The organism is Bacillus sp. A260 (genome assembly GCF_009861435.1).
GTDB lineage: Bacteria > Bacillota > Bacilli > Bacillales > Bacillaceae_G > Bacillus_A > Bacillus_A cereus.
Map to the genome: position 1 here is coordinate 2,491,599 of NZ_CP046398.1, position 24,106 is coordinate 2,515,704.

A 24,106-nucleotide genomic window follows, 5' to 3' on the forward strand; every position below is an offset into this window, starting at 1 on the left:
TAACTGGTTGAAGACATTGTATCAACTATTAAATATGATGAAAAGAAATAATTGGTAATTTAAAAATGGTTGGTTTTTTAGGGAAGGAGAAAAAATATGCATAATAAAAAATGGGATTTACGCATTATATGTGCTCACGCTTTTACAATTCTTATATGGGGAACTGCTTTTCCAGCAATTCGTATGGGGCTTGAATCTTATACGCCTGAACACCTTACTTTACTACGCTTATTAATCGCTTCATTTATACTTTTGTTATTTTCATTTATATACAAACTACGACTACCGGATTTAAAGGATATCCCAGCAATTTTTATATTTGGTGCTTTAGGGTTTACTATTTATCACATCGCATTAAATTACGGCGAAAAAACAGTAAATGCTGGATCTGCAAGTTTAATAATTTCAGTCACTCCAATAGTAACGGCAATTCTTGCTTCTGTTTTTTTGAATGAAAAAATGAAATTAAATGGCTGGATCGGTGGTGTAATGAGTTTTGCAGGAATTGCCTTAATTTCATTTAGCCAGGGCGATGCTATTCAATTGAATAGCGGGGGATTATTTATATTATTAGCGGCGATTTCAGAAAGTCTATTTTTCGTTTTCCAAACATCTTACTTAAAAAAATACGGCTTCTTACCATTTACCATATATACAATTTTGTCTAGTACTGTATGTATGCTTATTTTCTTACCCGGAGTTTATCAAGAAATACTAGCAGCTCCTCTTGAAGTTAACTTGAGCGTTATATATTTAGGTGTCTTTCCAACAGTACTCCCGTATATTGCATTGGGCTATATTATATCTCGTGCTGGTGCTTCTGAAGCAACAAGTTCTCTATATTTAACGCCAATAACTGCGTGTTTCATTGCTTGGATATGGTTAGGAGAAGTGCCAACTTTAGTTTCGATAATTGGCGGAGGAATTACTATACTTGGAATTGTGATTGCTCATATACCGGTATTAAGAAAAGAAAAACATAGGAATTTAGCAAATAATCAATCCGTATAATGTAATTCAATAATAATTTTATGATACTTTTTTATATAGTTTCTTTCTTATGTTGATAAATATAATATTTTGTATTTCAGTTAAATATTGTATGTTACATTTTATGTAGTAAGCATTTTAAAAGGAGCTGACAACATAATGAATGGAAAAAGAAATATTTTTACATGTATTTCTATTGTAGGAATCGGACTAGCTAGTTTTTCTAATTCTAGTTTCGCAGCAAGTGTAACGGACAATTCAATACAAAATTCTATTCCCGTAGTTAATCAACAAGTAGCTGCTGCAAAGGAAATGAAACCATTTCCCCAGCAAGTTAATTATGCAGGTGTTATAAAACCGAATCATGTTACACAGGAAAGTTTAAATGCTTCTGTAAGAAGTTACTACGATAATTGGAAAAAGAAATATTTGAAAAATGATTTATCTTCTTTACCTGGTGGTTATTACGTAAAAGGAGAGATTACAGGTGATGCGGATGGGTTTAAGCCACTTGGAACTTCAGAAGGTCAAGGGTATGGGATGATAATTACAGTATTAATGGCTGGTTATGATTCGAATGCTCAAAAAATATATGACGGATTATTTAAAACAGCAAGAACTTTTAAAAGCTCTCAAAATCCTAATTTAATGGGATGGGTTGTCGCAGATAGTAAAAAAGCACAAGGTCATTTTGATTCTGCTACTGATGGAGATTTAGATATTGCGTATTCTCTTCTTCTTGCTCATAAGCAGTGGGGATCTAATGGAACAGTTAATTATTTGAAAGAAGCACAAGACATGATTACAAAAGGTATTAAAGCTAGTAATGTTACAAATAATAACCGACTAAATTTAGGAGATTGGGATTCTAAAAGTTCACTTGATACGAGACCATCTGATTGGATGATGTCACACCTTAGAGCATTTTATGAATTTACAGGTGATAAAACTTGGCTTACTGTTATTAATAATTTGTACGATGTTTATACGCAATTTAGTAATAAGTACTCTCCAAATACAGGACTTATTTCAGATTTCGTTGTAAAAAACCCACCACAACCCGCACCTAAAGACTTCTTAGATGAGTCAGAATATACAAATGCATATTATTATAATGCTAGTCGAGTACCTTTAAGAATTGTAATGGACTATGCGATGTACGGCGAGAAGCGAAGTAAAGTCATTTCTGATAAAGTCTCTTCATGGATTCAAAATAAAACGAATGGAAATCCTTCTAAAATTGTGGATGGTTATCAATTAAATGGATCCAATATTGGTAGTTATCCAACTGCTGTATTTGTTTCACCGTTTATTGCTGCAAGTATAACGAGTAGCAATAATCAAAAGTGGGTAAATAGTGGTTGGGATTGGATGAAGAATAAGAGAGAAAGTTATTTTAGTGATAGTTATAATTTATTAACTATGTTATTTATTACAGGAAATTGGTGGAAGCCTGTACCTGATGATAAAAAAACACAAAATCTAATAAATGATGCAATTTATGAAGGATACGATAATTAATTAAATTTGAGAATGGTTACTGAAGAAAGGAATTAGCATTCGCTAGTTCCTTTTTAATGTTTTGTAAAACATTATCCATTCTAAAATTCGCATAGATATACTTGCTTTTTTCATATACATAGTTATTGATGACTCTATGTTTTTATGAAGGGAGAGTATTTCTTGGAAAAAGTATTATTTTTCGGAGATCCAGGTATTGATGACTCATTTGCCATTATGTATGGTTTACTGCATCCCGAAATTGAAATTGTCGGTATTGTAACCGGATACGGAAATGTTGAGCATATACATGCTGCACATAATGCAGCGTATATTTTACAGTTAGCAAATAGACAAGACATTCCTGTCATTAGTGGTGCAACAAAACCACTTACAGAAGAAATCACTACGTACTATCCTGAAATTCACGGAGCAGAAGGATTAGGACCCATCCATGTTCCAGAAAATATATTATCTATTCCAATATATAATTTCGGCAGTATTGCTGCGATTCTTATAAAGTACGGAAAAGATTTAACGATTGTTGATGTAGGAAGATCTACCTCGTTAGCACTTGCTTTTAATTTATGGAATAATTTAATGCTAAATGTAAAAGGAATCTATTTCATGGGTGGTGTTTTTTTAGAAGTAGGAAACGTTACGCCATTAGCAGAGGCAAACGTGTATGGAGATCCGATAGCAAGTAAAATTGTTTTCCATCAAGCAAAGAATTTATTCATATTCCCTTTAAATGTAACAAACAAAGCTGTGTTAACACCAAATGTATTTAACTATATTCAAGCTAATGCAAAGAATCCATTTCATATGATAATGAAACCAATGTATGACTACTATCTATCCGCATACCAAAAACTTAATCCATCTATGGAAGGACCTTTGCTACATGATGTGGTTGCAATAAGCGGATTAGTAAATCCAAGTTTTTTTGAATTTGTGCATCGTACAGTAAATGTAGATACATACGGAGATACGAAAGGACAAACATTTGCTGATTTTCGCCCTAACTCTAAATCTGAAGGAGCCCGTATAGCTTTAGAAATAGATGCAGAAAAATTCATTCAAGATTTTATAAAAATTATGTTATAAGTTGCTGTCGAAAAAGGGAATTATTTCAATGCGTTGAATATAAAAATACATCCTCTAGATAAAGGAGCTTACAATATTGAATGTCCAGTTAAAGGTTGTTACGAGAGACAATTGGGAAGATGCATTAAAGTTACAAGTTAAAGAAGATCAAAGAAAATTTGTCCCCGCTGTAGCAGTTTCACTTGCTAAAGTATATATAAAACCAGATGGTGACAATGTAGAGTACATACCATTCGCTATATACGATGGGGACCTTATGGTTGGTTTTGTTATGCATGCTGTTGTAATAGAGACATCGGATATGTATTGGATTAACGGATTTATTATTGATCAATCGCAACAAGGTAATGGTTATGGAAAAGCAGCATTACAAGAAAGTATTGATATAATAAAAAATACTTTTAAATCGTGTAAAGAAATAAGATTAACCGTACATAAAGATAATCTCTCTGCAAAGAAATTATATGAACGATATGGTTTCATATCATTAGGACAGGAGTATGATGGTGAGCAAGTATACCGTTTATTTGTTTAACTATTAAGAAGTAAAGGTGTGAAATGAAATATACAATTTACTGAAGTGAAAATTGAAGTGTTCATTCCTGAAGAATATATTGAAACATTAAGGGATGAATTAAATAAAATTGGAGCATGTAAAACGGGCGAATATGACCATTGTCTTTCCTATAGTTCAGTGAAAGGATATTGGAGACCTTTAGAAGAGGCATCTCCTTTTAATGGAGAAATTGGTCAAATATGCGAAGGACAAGAATGTAAAGTTGAAATAAAGTGTAAACGAGAACTTGTAAAAGATGCTCTTGAAGTTATTAATGATATTCATCCGTATGAAACACCTATGATTTATATTATACCAATACTAAATGACTATTTTGAGAAACTATACATTAAATAACTAGGAGGAATATCAATTGAAAAGTGAATTTCATCATATTGTACGAGCAGTCATGATAAAAGATGAAAAATTATTAGTTGCTGAATATATCGGCCATCATTATTTTTTACCTGGTGGCCATGTTGAAATTGGAGAATCAGCAGAGAATGCATTAAAAAGAGAGTTAAGAGAAGAACTTGGAGTAAACTGTAGTATACAACAATTTTTAGGCGTCATAGAAAATCAATGGCAAGATAAAGAAGTGCTTCATCATGAAATTAACCACATTTTTGAAGTAGAGTCACAAGATTTACATACGGACTTAACACCGAAATCTAGCGAGTCTCATTTAGCATTTCACTGGATAGATTATAATAAAGAAGCCTTAAATCATTATGAAATCATGCCAATGCCTTTAGTGAAGGAATTACTAGAAAGAAAGTTAAGTGATGAACTACTAAATTGTTGGATTAGCAATTTTTAAATCACTTTATTTATAGTAAATACGTCCATCGAATGAATATAAAGAAAATAGGCTGAAAAACAAGGTACATCACCTAGTGTAAGTTCATATTTTGTTGATGTACGCATTTAGTCTATAGTCTTGTTTCTACTTTGTTTAAAAGAATTTATTAACTTTAATATTTGGACGGAATTTACATTTATAAATGGAGGGTTTCATAATGAATCAGTTTCAACAAGAACTACAATCATTAAACCTTAATGATTATCAAACTGGCAATGTTGTGTATTGGGATCAACAACAAAGTCAATATCCATACTATTACATTCAAGACGATGCACGTCGTTGCGGCGGATGTGGCGGTTGTGGTGGACGTTGCGGTGGATGTGGCGGTAGATGTGGTGGTTGTGCAGGTCGTTGCGGCGGATGCATAGGATGCGCAGGATGTTTCAGTTGCTTTAATTGCTGGAACTGGTGGATTATTTAAGTATAGAAAATTCAAGTTATTTTATATGAAAGAAAGGTGTAAAAACTATTTTGCACTTTTCTTTCATGCTGTAATTTTGATGTGTATTAAGGGGGATTTATTTGTATACATATGATAAGTTGATTTCTTGGGTAGAGGATATAAAAGAAAAAAATCATAGTTCTGCTACAGCACTTTGTATTATAAAAGATAATAAAATCGTACTAGAGCATTATAGTGGTTATCACTCAAATACATCTACAACCAAGAGAGTAACAGCATCTTCACAATTTAACGTTGCTTCTGCTAGAAAAAGTTATTTAGGATTAATGATAGCGTATGCGCTTTATGAGGGGAAAATAAACTCTATTGATGATGAAGCGATAAAATATTTTAAAGACTTTGATCCTGCATTGCTTAGTAAAACGACGATAAGACATTTAGTAACACATTCGCACGGATTAGAAGAAACGAATGACAGGACAATTTTTCGTGAATTTGCACCGGGGCAATCATGGGCGTATAGAGATATTAATGTAAGAATGATGACACGTCTTATTTATCAGCTATATAACAAAAGTTTTCCTGAATTGTTAAAGGAGCGTGTGTTTAAGCCTGCTAATTTTCAAGAAACAGGTTGGAGAGTTCAGCGAGATGAAAATTTAGTTGACGTTGTTAATAATCCAAATGAAGACGCAATTAGTGAAATTGGTACGGTAGATGACGGTACTGAAAAAAATTTGTTTGTCTCAGCTAGAGAATTTGCGCAGTGGGGCAATCTTCATTTAAATCAAGGTGGGATAGATGGTAAACAAATTGTTCCAAAAGAAGTTATAAAAATCGCTACGAGTTTGCAGAGTCCAACATATATAAACAAAGAGCTACCACAAAATGGATTGTTTTGGTTCATCCAAAATGAGCCTGCGCAATTAAGCGAACTTGGTGAACGTGTTCCAAAAGGGTCGTATCAAATATTAGGGATTACTGGACCGACCATTTTAGTAATACCTGAATATAATGTAGTTGTTGCAAAGATGTATAATAAAAGATATAACTACGGTGGTGATAATTACTTATATTATTTACGTGAATTTAGTAATTTAGTCGCAGATACATTTAGTAACGGTAATAGGGCATAATTACTCCTATAACGAAAAGGAGTGATTGAAAGTGAAAGATAAAGTGAACAAAAATAAAAAGCAAAATATAAAAGATGTAAATACAGAGCAAAATGCAATTTATAGCGATCCTAAAGATGCAGCTAATATGCAAACTGTACCGCAGCCGAAAGATTTTGATGAAATCGAATATTAATTTTTCATCCGACTATATGATGAATGAAAAATACGTCTTAAGTCTCATAACATTTAAGAAATTATTTGATAACATATATACATAAGCATTTGAAAATGTCTTATCTTAACAAAGCTTTCTTTAGAAATATCTGATATAACCTGCAAAAGGCACTTCTTTATGAAGTGTCTTTTTGTGTATATGAACTTAATTACCATTTTCCGTACAGTATCTTGCAATTTATGATGGATATACTAACTGTGAAAATTCATGTCAAGATAAAAGAAGGGGACAGTTAGTATGAAACAAACTTCTATAAATCCGTTACTAATTGTTCTAGGTACAATCATTGTTCAAATTGGCCTTGGAACAATTTATACATGGAGTTTATTTAATCAACCCCTTGTAAGTAAGTTTGGATGGAATCTTAATTCAGTAGCGATAACTTTCTCCATAACAAGTTTTTCTTTATCATTCTCAACTTTATTTGCAGCAAAGTTACAGAAAAAAATAGGACTTCGGAAACTTATTGCTACTGCAGGAATTGTTTTAGGACTCGGCTTAATACTTAGTTCACAAGTTTCTTCCTTACCACTATTATATTTATTAGCTGGTGTCGTTGTTGGTTATGCGGATGGAACAGCTTATATTACATCACTATCTAATTTAATTAAATGGTTTCCAAATCGGAAAGGGCTTATTTCAGGTATATCTGTATCAGCGTATGGAATGGGCAGCTTAATCTTTAGATATATAAACGGAAATCTTATCGATAACCTTGGTGTATCACAAGCATTCTTATATTGGGGTATTATCGTGTTACTTTTAGTGTTAATCGGATCGTTCTTCTTACGTGAGGCAATTGTAAGTAATGCTGTAACTGAAACATTACACAATGACTATACTCCGCGTGAAATGATGCGAACGAAACAAGTATATCTGCTATTTTTTATGTTATTCACCTCGTGTATGGGTGGTTTGTATTTAATCAGTATGGTAAAAGATATCGGCGTACAACTTGTTGGACTTAGCGCAGCAACCGCTGCAAACGCCGTTGCTATGATTGCGATCTTTAATACAGTAGGTAGAATCATTCTTGGGACGTTATCAGATAAAATCGGCCGAATGAAAATTGTCTCTGCAACGTTTATTATTATAGGTTTGTCAGTCTTTACTTTAAGTTTTATTCCGCTAAATTACGGAATCTATTTTGCTTGTGTAGCAAGTGTCGCCTTTTGCTTCGGCGGTAATATAACTATATTCCCAGCTATTGTCGGAGATTTCTTTGGATTAAAAAACCATAGTACAAATTACGGGATTGTCTACCAAGGTTTTGGATTTGGTGCGCTTGCAGGATCATTTATTGGAGCGATACTCGGGGGATTTCAACCAACTTTCATTATAATTGGTGTTTTAAGTGTTATTTCCTTCATTATTTCAATATTAATCCGTCCACCAACTGCAGAGAAGAAAAAGGAACTAAAACATTTACATCGGAAAGTGGCGTAATACTAAAAAGAGTCCTAATATAGGGCTCTTTTTAGTATAGAGAGAATAGAGTTATTTAATTTAAAATGAAATGATTTGAGAAGCCTCGATTCGTTCTAACAAAAGTAATGAAGTCATTGATAACACTTCTGAGTCATTATTTAAAGTAGCTACGATTATACGATTATTAAATTGAATAGATACTTTAAAAGGAGCGTGATAATTAAAATGAAAATAGTAAAACAATGGGTCCAAGAAGATAGTGATTATATAAGAGAAAAAGTAATTGAATATAACCAAAAACATATTTCAGATGAAGAGAAAAAGCCTTCAGAAAAAATTAGTTTTATAGTGAGAAATGAAAAGGGAAAAATTGTAGGTGGAATAACTGCAATTACATTTTGGCACCACGTACATGTTGATTTCCTGTGGGTTTCTGAAGAATATAGACACGAAGGTTATGGAACCAAGTTAATAAAACTTATTGAAGAATTTGCAATTGAAAAAGGGTGTAGGTTAATTAATTTAGATACTTTTAGTTTTCAGGCGCCTGATTTTTATAAGAAGCATGGATATAAAGTAATCGGAGTAAGTGAAGATCATCCGAAAGGACATAATCATTATTATTTAGAAAAACGGCTAAAAAGTATATAGAATTTGTTAACATTAGTATTTGGAATACACATGCAATAAGGGCGAGGTTATTATTAATTTCAGTATTAATTGAATCAATTTTTATTCTAAAACTGCAAGAACGTACTTTGGATAATCTTCCTAAGGTACGTTCTTTTTTTATATCAGTAGCCTATTCTTATTAACTCCACCAATAGTGGTAAAGGCAAGACTTAACTAACTTATATATATTAAAAGGAGTTAATGGTAGAATGAATAGAAGACAGAAAATTCCTTTTATTAAAAATAGAGGAGGTACATATGAAAAAAGTTAATGTTACATACGCGATTTTGTACGATAAAACTAATGAAAAGATTTTAATGGTAAAAAACAAAGGGGAAAATGGTTCTTATTATACATTACCAGGTGGCGCAGTTAAATTAGGAGAAACATTGGAAGAAGCAGTAATTCGAGAAGTAAAAGAAGAAACAGGGTTACATATAAACGTAAAAGGGATTTGTTCTATCAGCGAAGCCTTTTTCGAGGAAAGAGATCATCATGCAATTTTCTTTAATTTTCTAGGTGAAATAATTGGCGGAGAGACATATATATCAAGGCCGAAAGAAATTGAAGAGATTACTTGGATGGAATTACATATAGCAGCTCCATATTTACGCATACCAGAACATTTACTAGATTTATTACAAAAGAAAGAAACAGTACCTTATTTTTTTAACGGAACAATCGTTCATCAATCTTCATAAAAATATTATCTCATGTAAGGCGGGGAAAAAATGGAGTTTATCGTTAATCACAAACAATTCACTCAAGCACTTTCAGAAGTCAACAAAGCAATATCAACAAAATCTTTAATTCCTATATTATCTGGTATAAAAATAACTGCAGATCAATCTGGAATTACTTTAATTGCAAGTAACTCGAATATTTTTATTGAAAAATTCATTCCTGTTTTAATTGAAGACGAAAAGATTGCAACTATTTTAAAGGCAGGAACTATTGTTGTACCTGCAAAGTATTTTATTGAAATAATAAAGAAAATGCCAAGTGATATAGCAATAAAAAGTAAGAATGAGCAAATTATTAAGATACAATCAGAAGAAATCACATTAAGTTTAAATGGATTTCCTGCAGATGAGTTTCCGAATGTACCGCTTATAGACAATCATGCAGAAATCAAAGTAGAAACAGAGCAATTGATTGAAGTATTTAAACAAACAGTCTTTGCGGTAGCAAAAAATGAATCTAGACCTGTTCTTACTGGGGTGCATATAGAGTTATCTAATAATAAGTTTATTTGTGCTGCAACTGACTCACATAGACTAGCGATACGTGAAACGCGACTTTCCTCAGATGTAAAAGCAAATTGTATTGTACCAAGCGCAACCATTAATGAACTTCTAAAATTAATGAACAGCAATTCGAAATTCGTATATATCTATCTTTCAGAGAGTCATATTATATTTACGCTCGGAACAACTACATTATATTCAAGACTAATTGAAGGGAAATATCCTAATATTTCTAACCTTATTCCAAATGATTTTAAAACGATTATTAACGTAGATAGAAAAAAGATATTACAAGGTGTAGACCGATCAAGTTTATTAGCAAGTGAATGGGCCAATAACAATGTTAACTTAGAAATCATAAACGAATCCACAATTAAAATTTCTTCAAACGCTTCTCAAATTGGGAAAATATCCGAAACGCAACAAATAGATGCGATTCAAGGTGAAAAACAATTAAATATATCTTTCGATGGGCGTTTTATGGTTGATGCTTTACGAGCAATAAAAGAAGAAACGATTACTTTAAGCTTTGGCGGTTCTATGAGACCGATATTGATTGAAGCAGGAGAACAATTTGCAGCAGTACATCTTATATCACCAGTAAGAGCTTATTAGGGATAGAGGAAGGAATTACATTATGTACAAGCAGACTTTTGCTTTATGAAATCATAAATCAATACATTATAAGAATGATGTATTAGTAAAGCAAACAGTTTACTAAATCCTACATAATATAATTCAATCATAGACAAAGCAGCAATGGTAATCTGAAATACAAAGCAAAATAATAATAACCTCAATATAAAAGCCATAGATTAATCGATATGGGGTGAGTATGATGAAGAAAATAATTGTTTTACTCATTGGTATAGTTTTAATTACTTTTGCTTTTTATCAATACAATAAAAAAGACTATGCAGCTAAAAGTACTAACTTGTATGTAGAAAACTTTAAAGGGGAAAATGATTCAATAAAAATACAATCTGCTATTAATAAAGCAGAATCTAGTAAAATTAAAACGGTATTACTTGATGATAAGAAGTATAAAATTACGTCACCAATCATTGTTAAAAAAGGTGTGAAATTATTATTTGGTTATGGATCCCAATTTGTAGTTGAGGGAAACTTTAGAGTTCTAGAACTGGAGAACAACGCATCCATTGAAGGAGCGTATATAGCTATTGACGATCCTAAATTTAGCTCTGAAGTTATTCATTTAGACGGTAAAAATAAATATTATAACACTTGGAACAAAACACAAATAAAAGATATAAATATTATCAATTGGACGGAAACGAATAAAGGTACCGGAATTTCTTTATACTCTGCTGGAAAAGAAAATGAAATTTCGTTTGTTAACTTCGAAAACATTAAAATTGTAGGAATGGAAACCGGACTAAAATTAGTAGCAAAAAAACCGAGCACCGGACAAGCTTGGATAAATGCCAATCGTTTTATGAACTTTTCTTTAGAAGACTGTGTGAATATGATTTATATGGATAGTCAAGTAACTACGCCAAATGAAATTAGTGGGAATCAATTTACAAATCTTCAAATACAGCCTTCAAATAAAACAAAAAGCATTATAAAAGTAAGTGGTCAGTATAATGAATTTCATGGGATGGTGTGGGATTTAAATAAAATAAAACATGAAAACGAACTCATTGAACTAACTGATAAAAGTATGAATACAGTGATTGAAATGTCCAGTGTACCAGCAAATAGAGTTTTAGATAGTGGGAAATCCAATATTGTGAAATAAGTTTAAATACAGAAAAAAGAGCGAATTCTTTATAAGAGGATTCGCTCTTTTTATATTTTAAAATTAAATTTCCTTCCACCAAGCGGATGAAGGATAATTTGTAGATTTTAACGTAATAGATTCACCAATTTGAGGCGTTGTAATTTTAACTCCTAAACGGTTAGCTTCTTTCGTAATACGTTCTATCGGGTCACTCCATTCGTGTAATGCTAACGTAAAGGCACCCCAATGAATCGGAAGAAGTAATTCTCCTTTAACATCAATATGAGCTTGTACCGTTTCTTCAGGCAACATATGAATAGCAGACCACCTCGGATCATATTGCCCGCATTCCATTAATGTAAGATCGAATGGACCGTATTTATCACCAATTTCCTTAAAGTGAGGGGCATAACCGCTATCACCACTAAAGAAAATTTTAGTCTCTTGACCAAGAATAAGCCATGAACACCATAATGAACGATCTCTATCTGTCATACCACGTCCCGAGAAATGCCTTGCAGGCGCACATACTAACTTAATATTATCAAACGTAATTTTCGTCCCACCAATTATGTTCACTAATTTTACTAGGCGAAACACCCCATTTAATAAGATATTGTGCAACTCCAGTTGGAACATAAAAGTGCTTTGCGCGATCTTTTAACTGCATAATACTTTTGTAATTCAAATGATCATAGTGATTATGAGAAATGATAATCGCATCAATTTCTTGAAGGTCATCACGTTCTAAAGAAAAAGTACCACTATAGCGTTTACTATTAAACAAAGGAAATGGGGAAGAGGCATCTCCAAACATAGGGTCTAATAATAGTTTTTTACCTTCTATTTTCAAAAGAGAAGCAGAATGGCCAAACCATGTAACACTCTCTAACGATTCATTATCTTTATTTGATAAAACGATAGGCAAATCTTTTATAGGACGCAGCTTTGATTTTATTTTAAAGTAATCCGTCATTAAACTTATAATATCTTTCGGTTTAAAACTCATATCAGTATGAATTTGATTTGTATATTTCTTATTCATTCGTTCTCCTTTTTACGATTAACAATTTATGTATGTTGTTATTGTAGCTATTTGTAGTTTAAACTATATTATTTTACCTTTCATCTAAATTGCCTTGTATTTCATAAATTCGTCAAATTCATTATTTGTATCTATAAAGTACAAATTGCACAGTGGCAGCTAAAACAAATATTAAGTACATGTAAATTGTTTTTATTTAGTAAATTCCTTCTTATACGCAACAAAGAACATACGTTTCGTTGTATGTTATAGAAGAAAATATGTCTCTAATAAAAGAAAGGAAGGAGAGGATGTAAGTGCACATAGAGCGAAAAAAGAAATCAAAATGTAAACTATCAAAATCTGAAATCATGCATTTGTATACTGAAGGGAAGAGCACCTCAGAAATCGCCATGCTTGCTAATGTGTCTGCAAGGTATATTCGTATGGTTTTATCAGACAATAACGTACCAAGACGCGCTATAGGGAGTTGGAAGAGAAAGTATGACATAACAGAAGATTATTTTAAAACGTGGTCAAACAATATGGCTTATATTTTAGGGTTTATAGCAGCAGACGGTGCTATACCGAAAGAAAATCAATGTGTCAGTATATCACAAAAAGAAAGTTATATTTTAGAAGATATAAAACAAGAACTAAACACCAACCAGCCACTATATCGAAATAAAAAAACAGGCGTATATATGCTAAACATTAATAGCAAAACAATAAAAGACGACCTTATGAACATACACGGAATTATGCCATGTAAATCATTTAACATCGAATTTCCTTTTGTACCAGAAGAATATTTGCATCATTTTGTTCGTGGGTATTTTGATGGGGATGGTCATGTTAACTCTCACAAATACTTTGTTAGTTTTGTTGGCGGATCATATAATTTTATGAATTCTTTTAAAGATATCCTTGAGAATAATAAATTCCAATTAAGTTTTGTTGACAAAGAAAAACAATATCGTATTTACCTAAGTGGTAAAAATAATGTTAATAAATTTTCACGGTGGATTTATAAAGATAAAGGTTTACATTTAAAGCGTAAATACAATATTTTTCAAGAAAAAGAATAATTGTAATGATAATCGAATAATTCACAAACAAGTTCAATTATAAAATTAAAATTCACGATGAATTATTAATTGAAATCAAAGTAATTGCTAAAGCAAACAAATTATAAATATAGTTTAGTCAAATTCAAAGCAACTTGTTTAAATTTAATAATTAAACAAGTTGCTTTGAATTATGTTTTATTAATGATTATTTACGCTAATCCTGCATCAACGAACTATTCACTAATAAATAAAGAAAAGGGAAGTATACCAAATGAAACTAACCTATAATAAGTTTATTACTTTTTTCTAGTAGACATAATATATATTATAGGCAGTTATAGAAACAAAGCAATACCAGGTATCAAAACCCAAGTAAACTATACTTAATGAGACGAAACGGAGATTTTTGGTGAGATTTACATTAAATCTTATCTAAACAAATTTCTTCAGTTTTTATCGTTTTTATTTGTTATAAATTCATCACAGCAAATCTTAATCAATAATCGCTTAAGATTTAACGAATTAAAAACATTTTTGATTGGCAAGAAATTTTTATACAGAAAAATTATTTCTATACAAAATATAAATTAGTAATTTTATTTTATGTTTTACTTAATGAATTAATTGCTATTTGCACATGTTTTACAACTTTACATTATTTGTTGTTATTTCTGTCATTTAGACTTGACTTTCATTACACTCATTGTTTTTCATTCTAGTTAACATAACGCTTATTTTTAACATAAAAAAATCCTCCTCACCTTCAGGAAGATTTTTTGTTTGCTATTATTTTATTTATATCTTCTAGTAACAATCCCAATTGTAAATGACATTGGAAAAATCTAGATTTAACAAATCTTCCTTACGTATAAAGAAATTAGCAACCCCAGAATCACCCCACATAATATTTAATGAATCGTCTGTATCGATTTGCATCAATAATATGTCATGTTGCTGGTATTTTTCTTCCCATTCCCTTGGATCTGTCTGTGTGAAAAATGGATAACCACCAATTTTATGTCCTTGATCCTTACATAAATCATCATACAGTTCGCCTAATTCTGTATTATTTTCTTCATCAACAATTTCTTCCCAATCAATGTTATCATTAAAAATCATTTCAAATCGATAATCTCTTGGTGTTACTGGTTGATATGCCAACTCAAACTTTAGTTTTGCTGCTTTGGGTATGATAAAATTCTCTAAATCTAAAGTGTTTAAATAACTAAAATCAGTAATCACCTTAGTTAAATCCGCTGTGATTGTAGAATGATAAACAATTCGAAAGTCTTTTTGGGTTGTGGGATGATCAAAATCTGCTCCAAAAAGATCTTCTTCAGCACTTATGAAAAACTGTAACATTCCATGTTGAGGCATATGTTCAATGTTTGGTATTTCTTCAAGGTTTAACTGCGCAAGTAGCATCATAGGTTGTCCGTTTGAGTCTTTAGGATGCTCTTGATCTATAGGTAAATACGGATAACCACCAAACTTACTTTCAAAAAGCGTTGTCTCTGCTAATGTTCCAGACACTTTAACATACGGTTTCACACTTTCTTCTAAAATACTACGATACTGTTCTAGTTCTTTCGGAATTTGAAGTTGATACGTATTCTTCACTATATTTGCCTCCTTTTAGTAATGAATTGAAAATGCCTAACTTAATTATATAGTAAGCGATAGCTTAATTGAAAATCGTTAAAAATCCATTTTCACCCTCATTTTTTGCGCGCTTGGTGGACAAAGTAGATTATGTTCTAATACCTTTTTATTAATAGTTCGAATTAAATCCGCTGCTTCTGCAGTATTTGTATTTTCTTTTAGCTTTTCTTTTAAATCATCAATTTCTTTTGAAAGCTCAATCCACCTAGGTAAAACGTGATTATTTGCTAAAGTTCTATAAAGTTGCTTTTCAGGATTGTACGAAAGATCTTTATCAAGATTAAGAGGTTTCCCTTTACCAGGTAAATGATCAAAAGCTCCTTTCTGTTCTGCTTGTTTAACGATAGAACTAATATGATCCTCATACGTATAAGACCAAACTTTCTCATCTTTTACTAAAATCTCTTGTTTTTTTAGTTTTTTATCTAGTTCTTCTTGATTCATAGATTCTCTCTCCTTTTTATTTTCTAATGTCGTTTTTGTAAATTCTAATGCCCTTAATCCATAGAATAGCTTTTCTCGCCACCATACGCTATCATGTCCACCTTGAAACTCTTCGTAAGTGGTTTGGTATTTCTTTGCTTCTAAAGCTTTATATAGCCGTCTATTAGCCGTTAAAAGAGGTTCGTTTTCGAGTTCACCTACTGCTATGTAAGAATGTAGATGAGTCGCATTAGAATTTATTGATGAAATTTGATTTTCAATCCAAGGAATTGTATTTTCATAATTATCCTTTTTCCAATGTACGGATCCAGACATTGACAACACATTTCCGAAAATATGTGGATTTTGAAGTGCTGCATAAAAAGCTGCTAAGCCACCAAGACTGAAACCAGCAATTGTTGTATGATTCTTTTCTTGATAAACGTGATACTTAGCTTGAATCCACGGAAGTAATTCCTTCGTTAAAAATGCATTCATTTTATCGTTATAAGTTAGCTCTTCTAATCGATCGACAGGATCTATAGCAACAGCAATGCAAGATGGGATTTCTTTTTCGTAAATTAAATAATTAAGTGTTTTTTCAATTGAAAGGCTCTGAATGAATTCCCATCAAATACAATGAGAAGTTCTTGAAGATGTGGAGTGTGAGAATAATCATGAGGCGTATAAATATGAATTTTACGTGTGTTATTTAAAATCGAACTATGAAAAGAATATGTTTCAATTCTCCCAGATGGATAATGATTTGAAGGGAAACGACTGCTATACTGCATGTCCATACTTATTTTTAACACAGACGCTTTATTGGTACCTTCTCCAAATGTATTTTTATTAAATGGGTCTAATCGATACTGTTCACTACGCTTTATCCAATTATTTTCGAAAAAATCATTTACTGTAAAATAATAAGTTGAAATAAAACTCTTATTTGTTCTAAACGTAACATACCAAATATCTGTCTGTAACAATCGTTGTAATTGATTTACAGACAAATCCCAACCAGGAAAACTACCGAATACATAAACGTTTTCAGTGTTTTGATCCCCTAACCATATATACGTTATAAGCTTATACTGATTATCTGCAGGGCATTGTTCTATTAGTGGTGTGTGATTTGACTTTATTTCATGCAAAAAAGTATAAAGAGCTTTTTCGTTTCCATTCTTTAATTGATTTTTAAGCTTCTCTAACTTAGGACTGATTATTGTAGTCACCTCTCTTCCTCCTTTGTAGTATTCTATATGTAGTTTTTTTCATTAGAATCCCTATATAAAAGTAGTCGTAAGTTATTTGTTTAGCGAAGTTATTTATTAGAAAAATAATCAATTGCCTGAATAGAAAGTTCTAATGATTTTATTCTTCTTTCTAAAAGCGTTCTTTGAGGACTCCCAAGCTTTGACTTAACGTAAATCTTTTCAATTGATGGAAGCAAACCAATTAGAACATTACGAGCTTCTGCTAAATCTTCCTGAGTATAATGATGAGTTTCTTGCTTCCAAACACTTTCTAACATAGCTAAGCCGATACTAGCTGCTTTGAGTCTTTTTTTCACTAAAGTAGTATTTGATCCTTTTTGAGTCATCTGTGACAAGGCATTTTCAAGTTTACTAATTGTTGACTGTAAAGATTTTATTGATTCTACTTTATCTATATTTGATACGTTTTTCATGTTAATGTTATCCCTTCTACGTTGCTAACTTGTTTTGTTTAATGTTTAATGAAATCCTTAAAAGCTTGATTTCACTCGAAATATTTTAACATAAATAACTAACTGTATTCGAGTTGGACAATAACTTAAAGTAAAACAGCTATTCCTCTCTCCTCCCCTGTATCATTCTATTATCTTTACTTCTTTCTTCTCATTAGAATTCCTATATAAACTAGTTGTTAATATTGAATGTTTTATGAACAAAAAAACGTACAAGTAATGTAACCTGTACGTTTTCGCTTTTATTCAATAAGGTAATAAAGTAATAGCTTCCTGGTCTTCTCATAACTTATGAAATCTCTATACAAAATGGGATAATTCACAATTTCTGTTTCTAGAAAACGATATTGCGGAAACCACTCAAAAAACGATTTTCTTAACCACTTTATTTGTTGAAACGTAATGTTCTGTTCGTTTCCATTTAGTATAGAATTTAAAGTAGCTGCTGTATGCATCCAATAATGATTAAAATCAGCGTTTATACAGTCATCTTCGGTAAATTTACTTTTTAAGTTTCGCTGCAATTTTGCTGTAGCACGATAAGGAAACGGTTTATGAAGTGGACTATGCATTTTCTGCAATTCCTTAAAAATAATTCGTTTTCCTAACTTCAACTTTCCACCCCTTTATTTATCTATCCAATTTAATAAGTTTTCATAATGATATTGAGCATCGATATACCCAAGATTATATAGATTAACGAGCTTTTCCTTATTTCTTTCTATTCCGCTTATAGGAAGCTGTACACTTGGTTGAATTACATAAAAATTATCTTTTTGTTCTTCTCGATTCATATAAGATATCGTCTCATTATAAAAACGATAATGGTCTACTAAATTCTCTGCGATTTTCGGATATTTTCTATATAAAATTTTAGCCAGGCCTGAAAATTTATTTCGCTGCTTCTCATATCCTTCTGGCTTTGTCATAATGACAACGTTCTTTTCATAACCATCCTTTTGGGCTTTCAAAACTGGTATAGGGTCTATAATCCCTCCATCTAATAATTTTCGATTATTATATTCTACAGCAGGTGCTATAAACGGTACAGAGCTTGAGGCGCGAATGATTTTTAAAATATCATTTCCATGTTCTGCTTTATTATAATAAATGGCTTGTCCTGATTCGCAATCAGTCGTCCCTATGACAAACTGTTCATTACATTTTAAGAAAGTTTGAAAATCAAATGGTACAATTTTATTAGGTACTTCATCAAATAAAAAATCCATTCCGAATAATTCACGTTTTCGAATTAAGTTTCGATAAGATATATACCTGTAATCTGATACTAGCTCTGTATTTACTTTCTTATTTCTACCTTTTTGACGTGACAAATAGGTTGCTCCCATACAGGCTCCAGCTGATACGCCGACTACATACGGAAAGAATAAGTTCTTTTCCATGAAATATTCGAGTACACCTGCAGTATATAAACCTTTCATTCCTCCGCCCTCTAATACTAAACCAATATTCTTCATGTTATATCCCTCTGCTTCTTTTTTCTTAATTTCATATTAGCATAAGATTTTAAGATGAGGTTATATAAACTAATTACAACAATAACCAGAAACTACTAAAGTAATGTCATAATATCTTTGTGAGTAACATGTTACAATATAAGTAATTCATTCCACATATATTAAAGGAGGAATTTAATATGGGTTTATTTAGCGGTATTTTAGGAAATGCATCAAATACGAGTTCTGAAAGTGTAGAACGTGATTTAGAGAAGATTATGCTAGATGATGAAAAAGTAGAGCATGCTTATAAATTAATTCGTGATCTAATCGTATTTACAAATCGTCGTCTTATTTTAGTAGATAAACAAGGAGTAACTGGCAAAAAAACAGAATACCATTCTATTCCTTATAAAAGTATTACACAATATAGCATCGAAACGGCTGGGCATTTTGATTTAGATGCAGAACTTAAAATTTGGGTGTCTAGTATGGAGGATCCAATTACGAAAGAATTTAAAGGTGACGATAGTATTTTAAGCATTCAAAAAGCGTTAGTAACCTTTACGACAAAGTAGTGGTTTTTGTATTTTTATTCATTTTTTAAAATTACTAACCCGAGTATTTCGGAAGAACATACATTGTTTTTGTATATTTAATCTAAAATAACATAAAAAGGTAAAGCGTATTTTATATGCTTTACCTTTCTTTTTTTGTAATAAATAAGTGTAGTTTCATCATTTAATTTCTTTATAACTTCTGTTCTTTTATACTCCATCTTTTCATACAAAAAACAATTTTTCTCTTCTTCTAAAATAGTAGCAAGTTCCCAGCTCGTTGCTTCAGGAAACATTTTCTCAATTAATGTAAGTACCTTTTGGGCAATTCCTTTTCCTTGATAACTCGGGTGAATAAACATTGGACTGATCCAAAATTTAGAGGGTGTTTCTTTTTGTGAAATGCATATCGCTCCAACAAGATTCATTGCCACTATTATTTTATAGAAGCCACCGTCTACATGATTTATTCTACAAATAGTTTTTTCGATAGTTTCATTTGCTGGATTTGTTTCATAGTCTTTATATTTATGTAATAAAGGGGTAAATGAGTCTATTTGCATTTGAAATATAACTTCTGCATCACTTTCTGTCGCCTTCTCTAATGTAATCTCCATGTTACCAATTAAGTCGCTTTCTTAACGAGGTAATATGAGCGGTATGATGACGACCATGCCATGCGTATAGTCCTATTGCAACAGCAAGTTTTGTTTCACCAGTTTCAGGATGGTTAAATGTCTTTTCTAAATCTTCAATTTCTAGAGAATATAAAAGGTTAACCCATCTTTTATGTAATGAATCTAGCATTACTAGTGAAACATCTACCGGTAATTTTGAATCGGGTAACTCTGCCCACTTCTCTTCTTTATACGGCTTAATAGTGGGATTCTTTTCTGTCAGTGCTAATTTAAAGCGTATGTAGCTATTCATATGACTATCAACGACGTGATGAACTACTTGACGTACAGTCCAACCTCCAACGCGATATGGTGTATCTAACTGCTTCTGATCTAAATCTTTAATTGCCTTTGTTAGTTCATTTGGTAAATCTTCAATTTCTTGAATCCATGTATCAATCATTTCTTCAGTTATAGGACGTTTGTATGTAAATTGGCCAATTGGATAACGTAAATCATTCATGAATAAGTCCTCCTTATTATAAGCGTGAAGTATTTCTCCAAATATAGTGTACAAACTTCACATGTTCTCCATTTAATTCTACAGAAGTTGTATCTGATTCGTTTTGATAAGAAGAAAATCCGCTTTTTTCTAGTACAATTTGTGATGCGAGATTATTAGTCGTTGTTTTAGCATGAACTTCAGTAATTTCATTATTTTTCGCTACATCTAAAATTAATTTTACGGCTGCTGTAGCAACTCCTTTTTTAGTAAATTTTTCTCCGACCCGATACCCTAGCGAACTAATTTGAGTTTCTGTATCTATATCTACTAAATTTATTCGTCCTATAATTTCTTTTTCTTCATTACGAATTAAATAAAAATAAGAATCTCCATCTGCTTGTTCTATTAACAAATCGTCTAGTAGTTTTTGGAAATATTCAAATTCAAAATATTTCGAGCCGCGATTTGGTACCATTGTTTCAAAAAAATATTTATTCGTAAGTTCAAACGTAAATAAATCCTTAGCATCTTGTTTCTTTAGTTGCTCTATGTATATTTCCATCCCGTATTCTCCTTCTAGATTTACTAACTGTTATACATTCTTTTTTAATCAATTATATTCCTGCTATTACTTTCGATTAAGTAATACAGATAGTAGCACTTTCGGATGAAAAAGATGAAATGGACTACGAATTAAATTCATCACTCGTACTAACCGAATATAAACATCAGAATTACTTGCGGATAGTCGATATATTTGTTTCGTATACCATAGCTGAAATTTTTGTTTTGTAGTTAATTCTCTCTTTAGTTGCGGGTGACGTGATATTTCTGTTGTTGTCATATCCCAAGGGGTTTCTATTATAGTAGCTGCCTTTTTATAAAATTGTTGTGTAAATGTTTTATCAAGTTGTTTTCTATCTTGCAAAAGTAATTGCAATTGGTGAGCCTCCATAGCAGCAACTGATACGCCTTGGCCGAAAACGGGATCAAAACGACATTGCGCATCTCCAACAACTAATAATCCTTCTGGTACATTATTCACTAAATCAAATCGCCGGCGTACTTGATAAGGAATTTTGTATGTCTTTATATCAGTAATTCCCTCAGCTTTATTTAAGAAGTCTGTAACATTAGAAATTGATAGATTTTCAGCAAAATCATAAAACTCATCATCTGTTTGTGGTGCTTTCTCGTTTGCGTATCCACTGAAAGTAACAAAATAACGATTATCTTCTATCGTTTGAATAAGAACGCCATAAGGGTTATCAGGGAAACTCGGAGACATTAGCACATTGCAACAGTCTAATTTCTCATTTTCTTTAAGTTTGAACATTTTCGTTGCGTAAAATAAATCAATACGAACTTTCTCTTCTTGTACTTCAATTTCGTATTCTCGTAGCCACTCTATACTTTTTGAGCCAAATCCACTCGCATCAACTACAAGATCCGCATGAACTTCTTCTTGTGTGTTTGTCTCTAGATATTTAACTTTTACTCCACACACTTTGTTAAGCTTTGCATCTACCAATAACCCTTTAACCAATGTTTCATATTTAATAGTAATATTTGAAATTTGATGTATTCGTTTTTGAATATGCCATTCTAGCAAAGGACGACTTTGTTGAATCATATGTACTTCCCCTATGAATGGCTGTTTCCATAAACCAAATTGATGCCATTTTAAATCACGAGTAAAGTTATTTACGATACTACCTGCTTCTATTAATTCATTCGTAATACTAGGAAACAATTCTTCAATTGCGTTTTCTCCACCTTTTAATAACACGTGAGGATGATTACTTTGTGGAACTCTTTTTCTCGAAGACTTTCCATCCCATCTTTCACCAGCTTCTATAATGATTACTTCTTTAAAAGAAGTTGATAATGCTTTTGCTGCAAACTTTCCTGCCATACTTCCACCAATAACGATAGCCTTATTAAACATATTTTCCCCCTTAATAAAAAGAGATCCTGCCTTGTATGAATGAAACAGAATCTTAAACTAATTAACTTCTTTATCATTATACTTAAAATACATCAGTAAATTGCAACATTAAAATTAAAATACCTAATCCCCATACGTAATACGCGAATACTTTTAAGGAGTGACGTTTTAAATATTGAATCATCCATGAAACAGCTATGTATCCAAAAAACGCTGCTGATAACGTTCCGACAATTAAAGATGTACTAGAAATAGATTCTGCTTTCCCTTGAAAAACGTCTATAAATTGCAAAATGATAGCTCCAACAATGGCTGGTGTCGATAGTAAAAAAGAAAAGTAAGCAGCAGTTTCACGGTCTAATTTTCTCCATAATGCAGCGACAATTGTCATTCCAGAACGGGAAATGGCTGGAAAAATAGCAGCAGCTTGAAATGAACCGATAATTAATGCGTCTTTATATGTTATGTCATCCATTTTTTTACGACCATTCTTTTGTTTATCTGCCGTGTAGAGAAAGAATCCGGTCACTAAAAACTCCCAACCGATCGTGATTCCTGTTTTTGAAATATCTTCAAAGAAATCTTTAAACAATAAACCAATTACAACTGCGGGTATTGTCCCAACGATAAGTAATAACATGAGCTTTGAAAATGGGTTTTTAATTAAATATATAAATTCTTTTTTGTAATAAATAAAAACCGCAAGTAAAGTCCCAATATGCAGCATCGTATCTAAAAATAAGCCAGCCTCATCTAATCGGAACAAATGCCTTCCTAAATAAAGATGTCCGGTACTACTGATTGGTAAAAATTCTGTTAAACCTTGAATTATACCTAGTATGAAAGCTTCTAACCAATTCATGATGGTCTCCTTTCTCTTTTGCTTGTACCAATATATGAGGGTTAAATTTTCGATATGAAAAAAACTATATTTCTCTATGAATTTACTTTTCATTTATGGATATATATGTAAAGAGGGTTAAGGAGGGTTATTATGTGGAAGCACACAAAATTCGGTAATGTATTACTTTGGGTGGGCCCTATCCTTGTATTTTTAGGACTATGTATGACAAATGTTATTTCAGATATTCCTTTCTTTGAGGGAAAACATAAAACGGTTGGTATTGTACTTATATTTATAGGTGTAATCTGTTTTGTTGCTGCTAATCATTTGAAAAAAGGAGAAAGATATGAAGAATAAATCTAAATAAAAAACAATCCTGGCATATTAGCTAGGATTGCTTTTTA

The 24,106-nt window shown here is 31.7% G+C and carries 26 protein-coding genes and 3 pseudogenes; 18 read left to right on the top strand and 11 right to left on the bottom strand.

Going from position 1 to position 24,106, the window contains the following annotated elements; translation table 11 throughout:
* Positions 1-96 precede the first annotated feature (96 nt).
* The 15 genes and pseudogenes from GD442_RS12525 (at position 97) to GD442_RS12585 (ending at position 11,884) form a co-directional block, all read left to right on the top strand.
* On the top strand, positions 97-1,011 hold the full coding sequence (locus GD442_RS12525) for a DMT family transporter (protein WP_000551621.1): 915 nt from the start codon (positions 97-99) through the stop codon (positions 1,009-1,011).
* A gap of 138 nt (positions 1,012-1,149) precedes the next feature.
* Positions 1,150-2,511 carry a family 8 glycosyl hydrolase gene (locus GD442_RS12530; RefSeq protein ID WP_001013617.1) on the top strand — a complete coding sequence of 454 codons (1,362 nt, stop codon included), beginning with the start codon at positions 1,150-1,152 and terminating at the stop codon, positions 2,509-2,511.
* Positions 2,512-2,673: 162 nt separating this feature from the next.
* The gene (locus GD442_RS12535) at positions 2,674-3,597 is read left to right on the top strand and encodes a nucleoside hydrolase (protein ID WP_000416777.1); all 924 of its coding nucleotides are present in this window, start codon (positions 2,674-2,676) and stop codon (positions 3,595-3,597) included.
* 76 nt (positions 3,598-3,673) lie between these two features.
* Entirely contained in the window at positions 3,674-4,132 is a 459-nt protein-coding gene (locus tag GD442_RS12540) for a GNAT family N-acetyltransferase (protein ID WP_001102671.1), read from the top strand.
* Between the two features lie 30 nt (positions 4,133-4,162).
* Positions 4,163-4,510, top strand: a complete 348-nt coding sequence (gene cutA, locus GD442_RS12545) for a divalent cation tolerance protein CutA (protein WP_001160791.1) — start codon at positions 4,163-4,165, stop codon at positions 4,508-4,510.
* A 16-nt stretch (positions 4,511-4,526) separates the two neighbouring features.
* A complete protein-coding gene (locus GD442_RS12550) occupies positions 4,527-4,973 on the top strand; it encodes an NUDIX domain-containing protein (RefSeq protein ID WP_000834200.1) in 447 nt (148 codons plus the stop codon).
* Positions 4,974-5,172: 199 nt separating this feature from the next.
* A complete protein-coding gene (locus tag GD442_RS12555) occupies positions 5,173-5,439 on the top strand; it encodes a heterocycloanthracin/sonorensin family bacteriocin (RefSeq protein WP_001071389.1) in 267 nt (88 codons plus the stop codon).
* A gap of 101 nt (positions 5,440-5,540) precedes the next feature.
* Positions 5,541-6,557 carry a serine hydrolase domain-containing protein gene (locus GD442_RS12560; RefSeq protein ID WP_000288894.1) on the top strand — a complete coding sequence of 339 codons (1,017 nt, stop codon included), beginning with the start codon at positions 5,541-5,543 and terminating at the stop codon, positions 6,555-6,557.
* A gap of 31 nt (positions 6,558-6,588) precedes the next feature.
* Entirely contained in the window at positions 6,589-6,732 is a 144-nt protein-coding gene (locus GD442_RS27755) for a hypothetical protein (RefSeq protein ID WP_000653680.1), read from the top strand.
* A gap of 279 nt (positions 6,733-7,011) precedes the next feature.
* A complete protein-coding gene (locus GD442_RS12565) occupies positions 7,012-8,220 on the top strand; it encodes an L-lactate MFS transporter (RefSeq protein ID WP_000815124.1) in 1,209 nt (402 codons plus the stop codon).
* An 85-nt stretch (positions 8,221-8,305) separates the two neighbouring features.
* Positions 8,306-8,377: pseudogene (locus GD442_RS28090) on the top strand (cadmium resistance transporter); the annotation flags it as partial.
* A 50-nt stretch (positions 8,378-8,427) separates the two neighbouring features.
* Entirely contained in the window at positions 8,428-8,853 is a 426-nt protein-coding gene (locus tag GD442_RS12570) for a GNAT family N-acetyltransferase (RefSeq protein ID WP_000706723.1), read from the top strand.
* Positions 8,854-9,132: 279 nt separating this feature from the next.
* Positions 9,133-9,576, top strand: a complete 444-nt coding sequence (locus tag GD442_RS12575) for an NUDIX hydrolase (protein ID WP_000757601.1) — start codon at positions 9,133-9,135, stop codon at positions 9,574-9,576.
* A gap of 30 nt (positions 9,577-9,606) precedes the next feature.
* Complete coding sequence (dnaN, locus tag GD442_RS12580; protein WP_000394469.1) at positions 9,607-10,737, top strand: DNA polymerase III subunit beta; 1,131 nt, start codon at positions 9,607-9,609, stop codon at positions 10,735-10,737.
* Positions 10,738-10,960: 223 nt separating this feature from the next.
* Positions 10,961-11,884 carry a hypothetical protein gene (locus GD442_RS12585; protein ID WP_000721083.1) on the top strand — a complete coding sequence of 308 codons (924 nt, stop codon included), beginning with the start codon at positions 10,961-10,963 and terminating at the stop codon, positions 11,882-11,884.
* Between the two features lie 63 nt (positions 11,885-11,947).
* Here the strand turns inward: GD442_RS12585 and GD442_RS12590 are convergent.
* Positions 11,948-12,842: pseudogene (locus tag GD442_RS12590) on the bottom strand (MBL fold metallo-hydrolase).
* A 365-nt stretch (positions 12,843-13,207) separates the two neighbouring features.
* Here GD442_RS12590 and GD442_RS12595 point away from each other — a divergent pair.
* Positions 13,208-13,978, top strand: a complete 771-nt coding sequence (locus GD442_RS12595) for an LAGLIDADG family homing endonuclease (RefSeq protein ID WP_000546825.1) — start codon at positions 13,208-13,210, stop codon at positions 13,976-13,978.
* Positions 13,979-14,764: 786 nt separating this feature from the next.
* On the opposite strand, the gene GD442_RS12600 is transcribed toward GD442_RS12595, so the two are convergent.
* From GD442_RS12600 to GD442_RS12620, 5 genes and pseudogenes are all read right to left on the bottom strand, one after another.
* The gene (locus GD442_RS12600) at positions 14,765-15,580 is read right to left on the bottom strand and encodes a YwqG family protein (RefSeq protein ID WP_000799806.1); all 816 of its coding nucleotides are present in this window, start codon (positions 15,578-15,580) and stop codon (positions 14,765-14,767) included.
* A 78-nt stretch (positions 15,581-15,658) separates the two neighbouring features.
* Positions 15,659-17,280, bottom strand: a pseudogene (locus GD442_RS28395) (DnaJ family domain-containing protein).
* 89 nt (positions 17,281-17,369) lie between these two features.
* Entirely contained in the window at positions 17,370-17,735 is a 366-nt protein-coding gene (locus tag GD442_RS12610; protein ID WP_000800305.1) for a hypothetical protein, read from the bottom strand.
* A 281-nt stretch (positions 17,736-18,016) separates the two neighbouring features.
* Complete coding sequence (locus GD442_RS12615) at positions 18,017-18,388, bottom strand: YxiJ-like family protein (protein ID WP_000765937.1); 372 nt, start codon at positions 18,386-18,388, stop codon at positions 18,017-18,019.
* A 12-nt stretch (positions 18,389-18,400) separates the two neighbouring features.
* The gene (locus GD442_RS12620; protein ID WP_000789276.1) at positions 18,401-19,252 is read right to left on the bottom strand and encodes a patatin-like phospholipase family protein; all 852 of its coding nucleotides are present in this window, start codon (positions 19,250-19,252) and stop codon (positions 18,401-18,403) included.
* 179 nt (positions 19,253-19,431) lie between these two features.
* Here GD442_RS12620 and GD442_RS12625 point away from each other — a divergent pair, with 179 nt between their 5' ends.
* Positions 19,432-19,809 carry a PH domain-containing protein gene (locus GD442_RS12625; RefSeq protein ID WP_000522472.1) on the top strand — a complete coding sequence of 126 codons (378 nt, stop codon included), beginning with the start codon at positions 19,432-19,434 and terminating at the stop codon, positions 19,807-19,809.
* A gap of 77 nt (positions 19,810-19,886) precedes the next feature.
* On the opposite strand, the gene GD442_RS12630 is transcribed toward GD442_RS12625, so the two are convergent.
* From GD442_RS12630 to GD442_RS12650, 5 genes are all read right to left on the bottom strand, one after another.
* The gene (locus GD442_RS12630) at positions 19,887-20,405 is read right to left on the bottom strand and encodes a GNAT family N-acetyltransferase (RefSeq protein WP_000406646.1); all 519 of its coding nucleotides are present in this window, start codon (positions 20,403-20,405) and stop codon (positions 19,887-19,889) included.
* Between the two features lies 1 nt (position 20,406).
* Complete coding sequence (locus GD442_RS12635; RefSeq protein ID WP_000999070.1) at positions 20,407-20,928, bottom strand: YfiT family bacillithiol transferase; 522 nt, start codon at positions 20,926-20,928, stop codon at positions 20,407-20,409.
* A gap of 16 nt (positions 20,929-20,944) precedes the next feature.
* Positions 20,945-21,472, bottom strand: coding sequence for a GNAT family N-acetyltransferase (locus tag GD442_RS12640; protein WP_000409245.1), 528 nt, complete (start codon positions 21,470-21,472; stop codon positions 20,945-20,947).
* Positions 21,473-21,538: 66 nt separating this feature from the next.
* Positions 21,539-22,858 carry an FAD-dependent oxidoreductase gene (locus GD442_RS12645; protein WP_000482061.1) on the bottom strand — a complete coding sequence of 440 codons (1,320 nt, stop codon included), beginning with the start codon at positions 22,856-22,858 and terminating at the stop codon, positions 21,539-21,541.
* A gap of 82 nt (positions 22,859-22,940) precedes the next feature.
* Positions 22,941-23,720 carry an undecaprenyl-diphosphate phosphatase gene (locus GD442_RS12650; RefSeq protein WP_001104303.1) on the bottom strand — a complete coding sequence of 260 codons (780 nt, stop codon included), beginning with the start codon at positions 23,718-23,720 and terminating at the stop codon, positions 22,941-22,943.
* Between the two features lie 132 nt (positions 23,721-23,852).
* On the opposite strand from GD442_RS12650, the gene GD442_RS12655 reads away from it, so the two are divergent.
* Positions 23,853-24,059, top strand: coding sequence for a hypothetical protein (locus GD442_RS12655; protein WP_000265477.1), 207 nt, complete (start codon positions 23,853-23,855; stop codon positions 24,057-24,059).
* Positions 24,060-24,106: the final 47 nt, after the last annotated feature.

Excerpts from the sequence above, each read along its gene's own strand:
- GD442_RS12570 (WP_000706723.1), top strand. The coding sequence starts at position 8,428 with ATGAAAATAGTAAAACAATGGGTCCAAGAAGATAGTGATTATATAAGA.
- GD442_RS12525 (WP_000551621.1), top strand. The coding sequence starts at position 97 with ATGCATAATAAAAAATGGGATTTACGCATTATATGTGCTCACGCTTTT.
- GD442_RS12630 (WP_000406646.1), bottom strand. The coding sequence starts at position 20,405 with ATGGAGATTACATTAGAGAAGGCGACAGAAAGTGATGCAGAAGTTATA.
- GD442_RS12625 (WP_000522472.1), top strand. The coding sequence starts at position 19,432 with ATGGGTTTATTTAGCGGTATTTTAGGAAATGCATCAAATACGAGTTCT.
- GD442_RS12530 (WP_001013617.1), top strand. The coding sequence starts at position 1,150 with ATGAATGGAAAAAGAAATATTTTTACATGTATTTCTATTGTAGGAATC.
- GD442_RS12575 (WP_000757601.1), top strand. The coding sequence starts at position 9,133 with ATGAAAAAAGTTAATGTTACATACGCGATTTTGTACGATAAAACTAAT.
- GD442_RS12620 (WP_000789276.1), bottom strand. The coding sequence starts at position 19,252 with ATGAAGAATATTGGTTTAGTATTAGAGGGCGGAGGAATGAAAGGTTTA.
- GD442_RS12585 (WP_000721083.1), top strand. The coding sequence starts at position 10,961 with ATGAAGAAAATAATTGTTTTACTCATTGGTATAGTTTTAATTACTTTT.
- GD442_RS12640 (WP_000409245.1), bottom strand. The coding sequence starts at position 21,472 with ATGGAAATATACATAGAGCAACTAAAGAAACAAGATGCTAAGGATTTA.
- GD442_RS12655 (WP_000265477.1), top strand. The coding sequence starts at position 23,853 with ATGTGGAAGCACACAAAATTCGGTAATGTATTACTTTGGGTGGGCCCT.
- GD442_RS12555 (WP_001071389.1), top strand. The coding sequence starts at position 5,173 with ATGAATCAGTTTCAACAAGAACTACAATCATTAAACCTTAATGATTAT.
- GD442_RS12635 (WP_000999070.1), bottom strand. The coding sequence starts at position 20,928 with ATGAATGATTTACGTTATCCAATTGGCCAATTTACATACAAACGTCCT.
- GD442_RS12610 (WP_000800305.1), bottom strand. The coding sequence starts at position 17,735 with ATGAAAAACGTATCAAATATAGATAAAGTAGAATCAATAAAATCTTTA.
- GD442_RS12565 (WP_000815124.1), top strand. The coding sequence starts at position 7,012 with ATGAAACAAACTTCTATAAATCCGTTACTAATTGTTCTAGGTACAATC.
- GD442_RS12650 (WP_001104303.1), bottom strand. The coding sequence starts at position 23,720 with ATGAATTGGTTAGAAGCTTTCATACTAGGTATAATTCAAGGTTTAACA.
- GD442_RS12645 (WP_000482061.1), bottom strand. The coding sequence starts at position 22,858 with ATGTTTAATAAGGCTATCGTTATTGGTGGAAGTATGGCAGGAAAGTTT.
- dnaN (WP_000394469.1), top strand. The coding sequence starts at position 9,607 with ATGGAGTTTATCGTTAATCACAAACAATTCACTCAAGCACTTTCAGAA.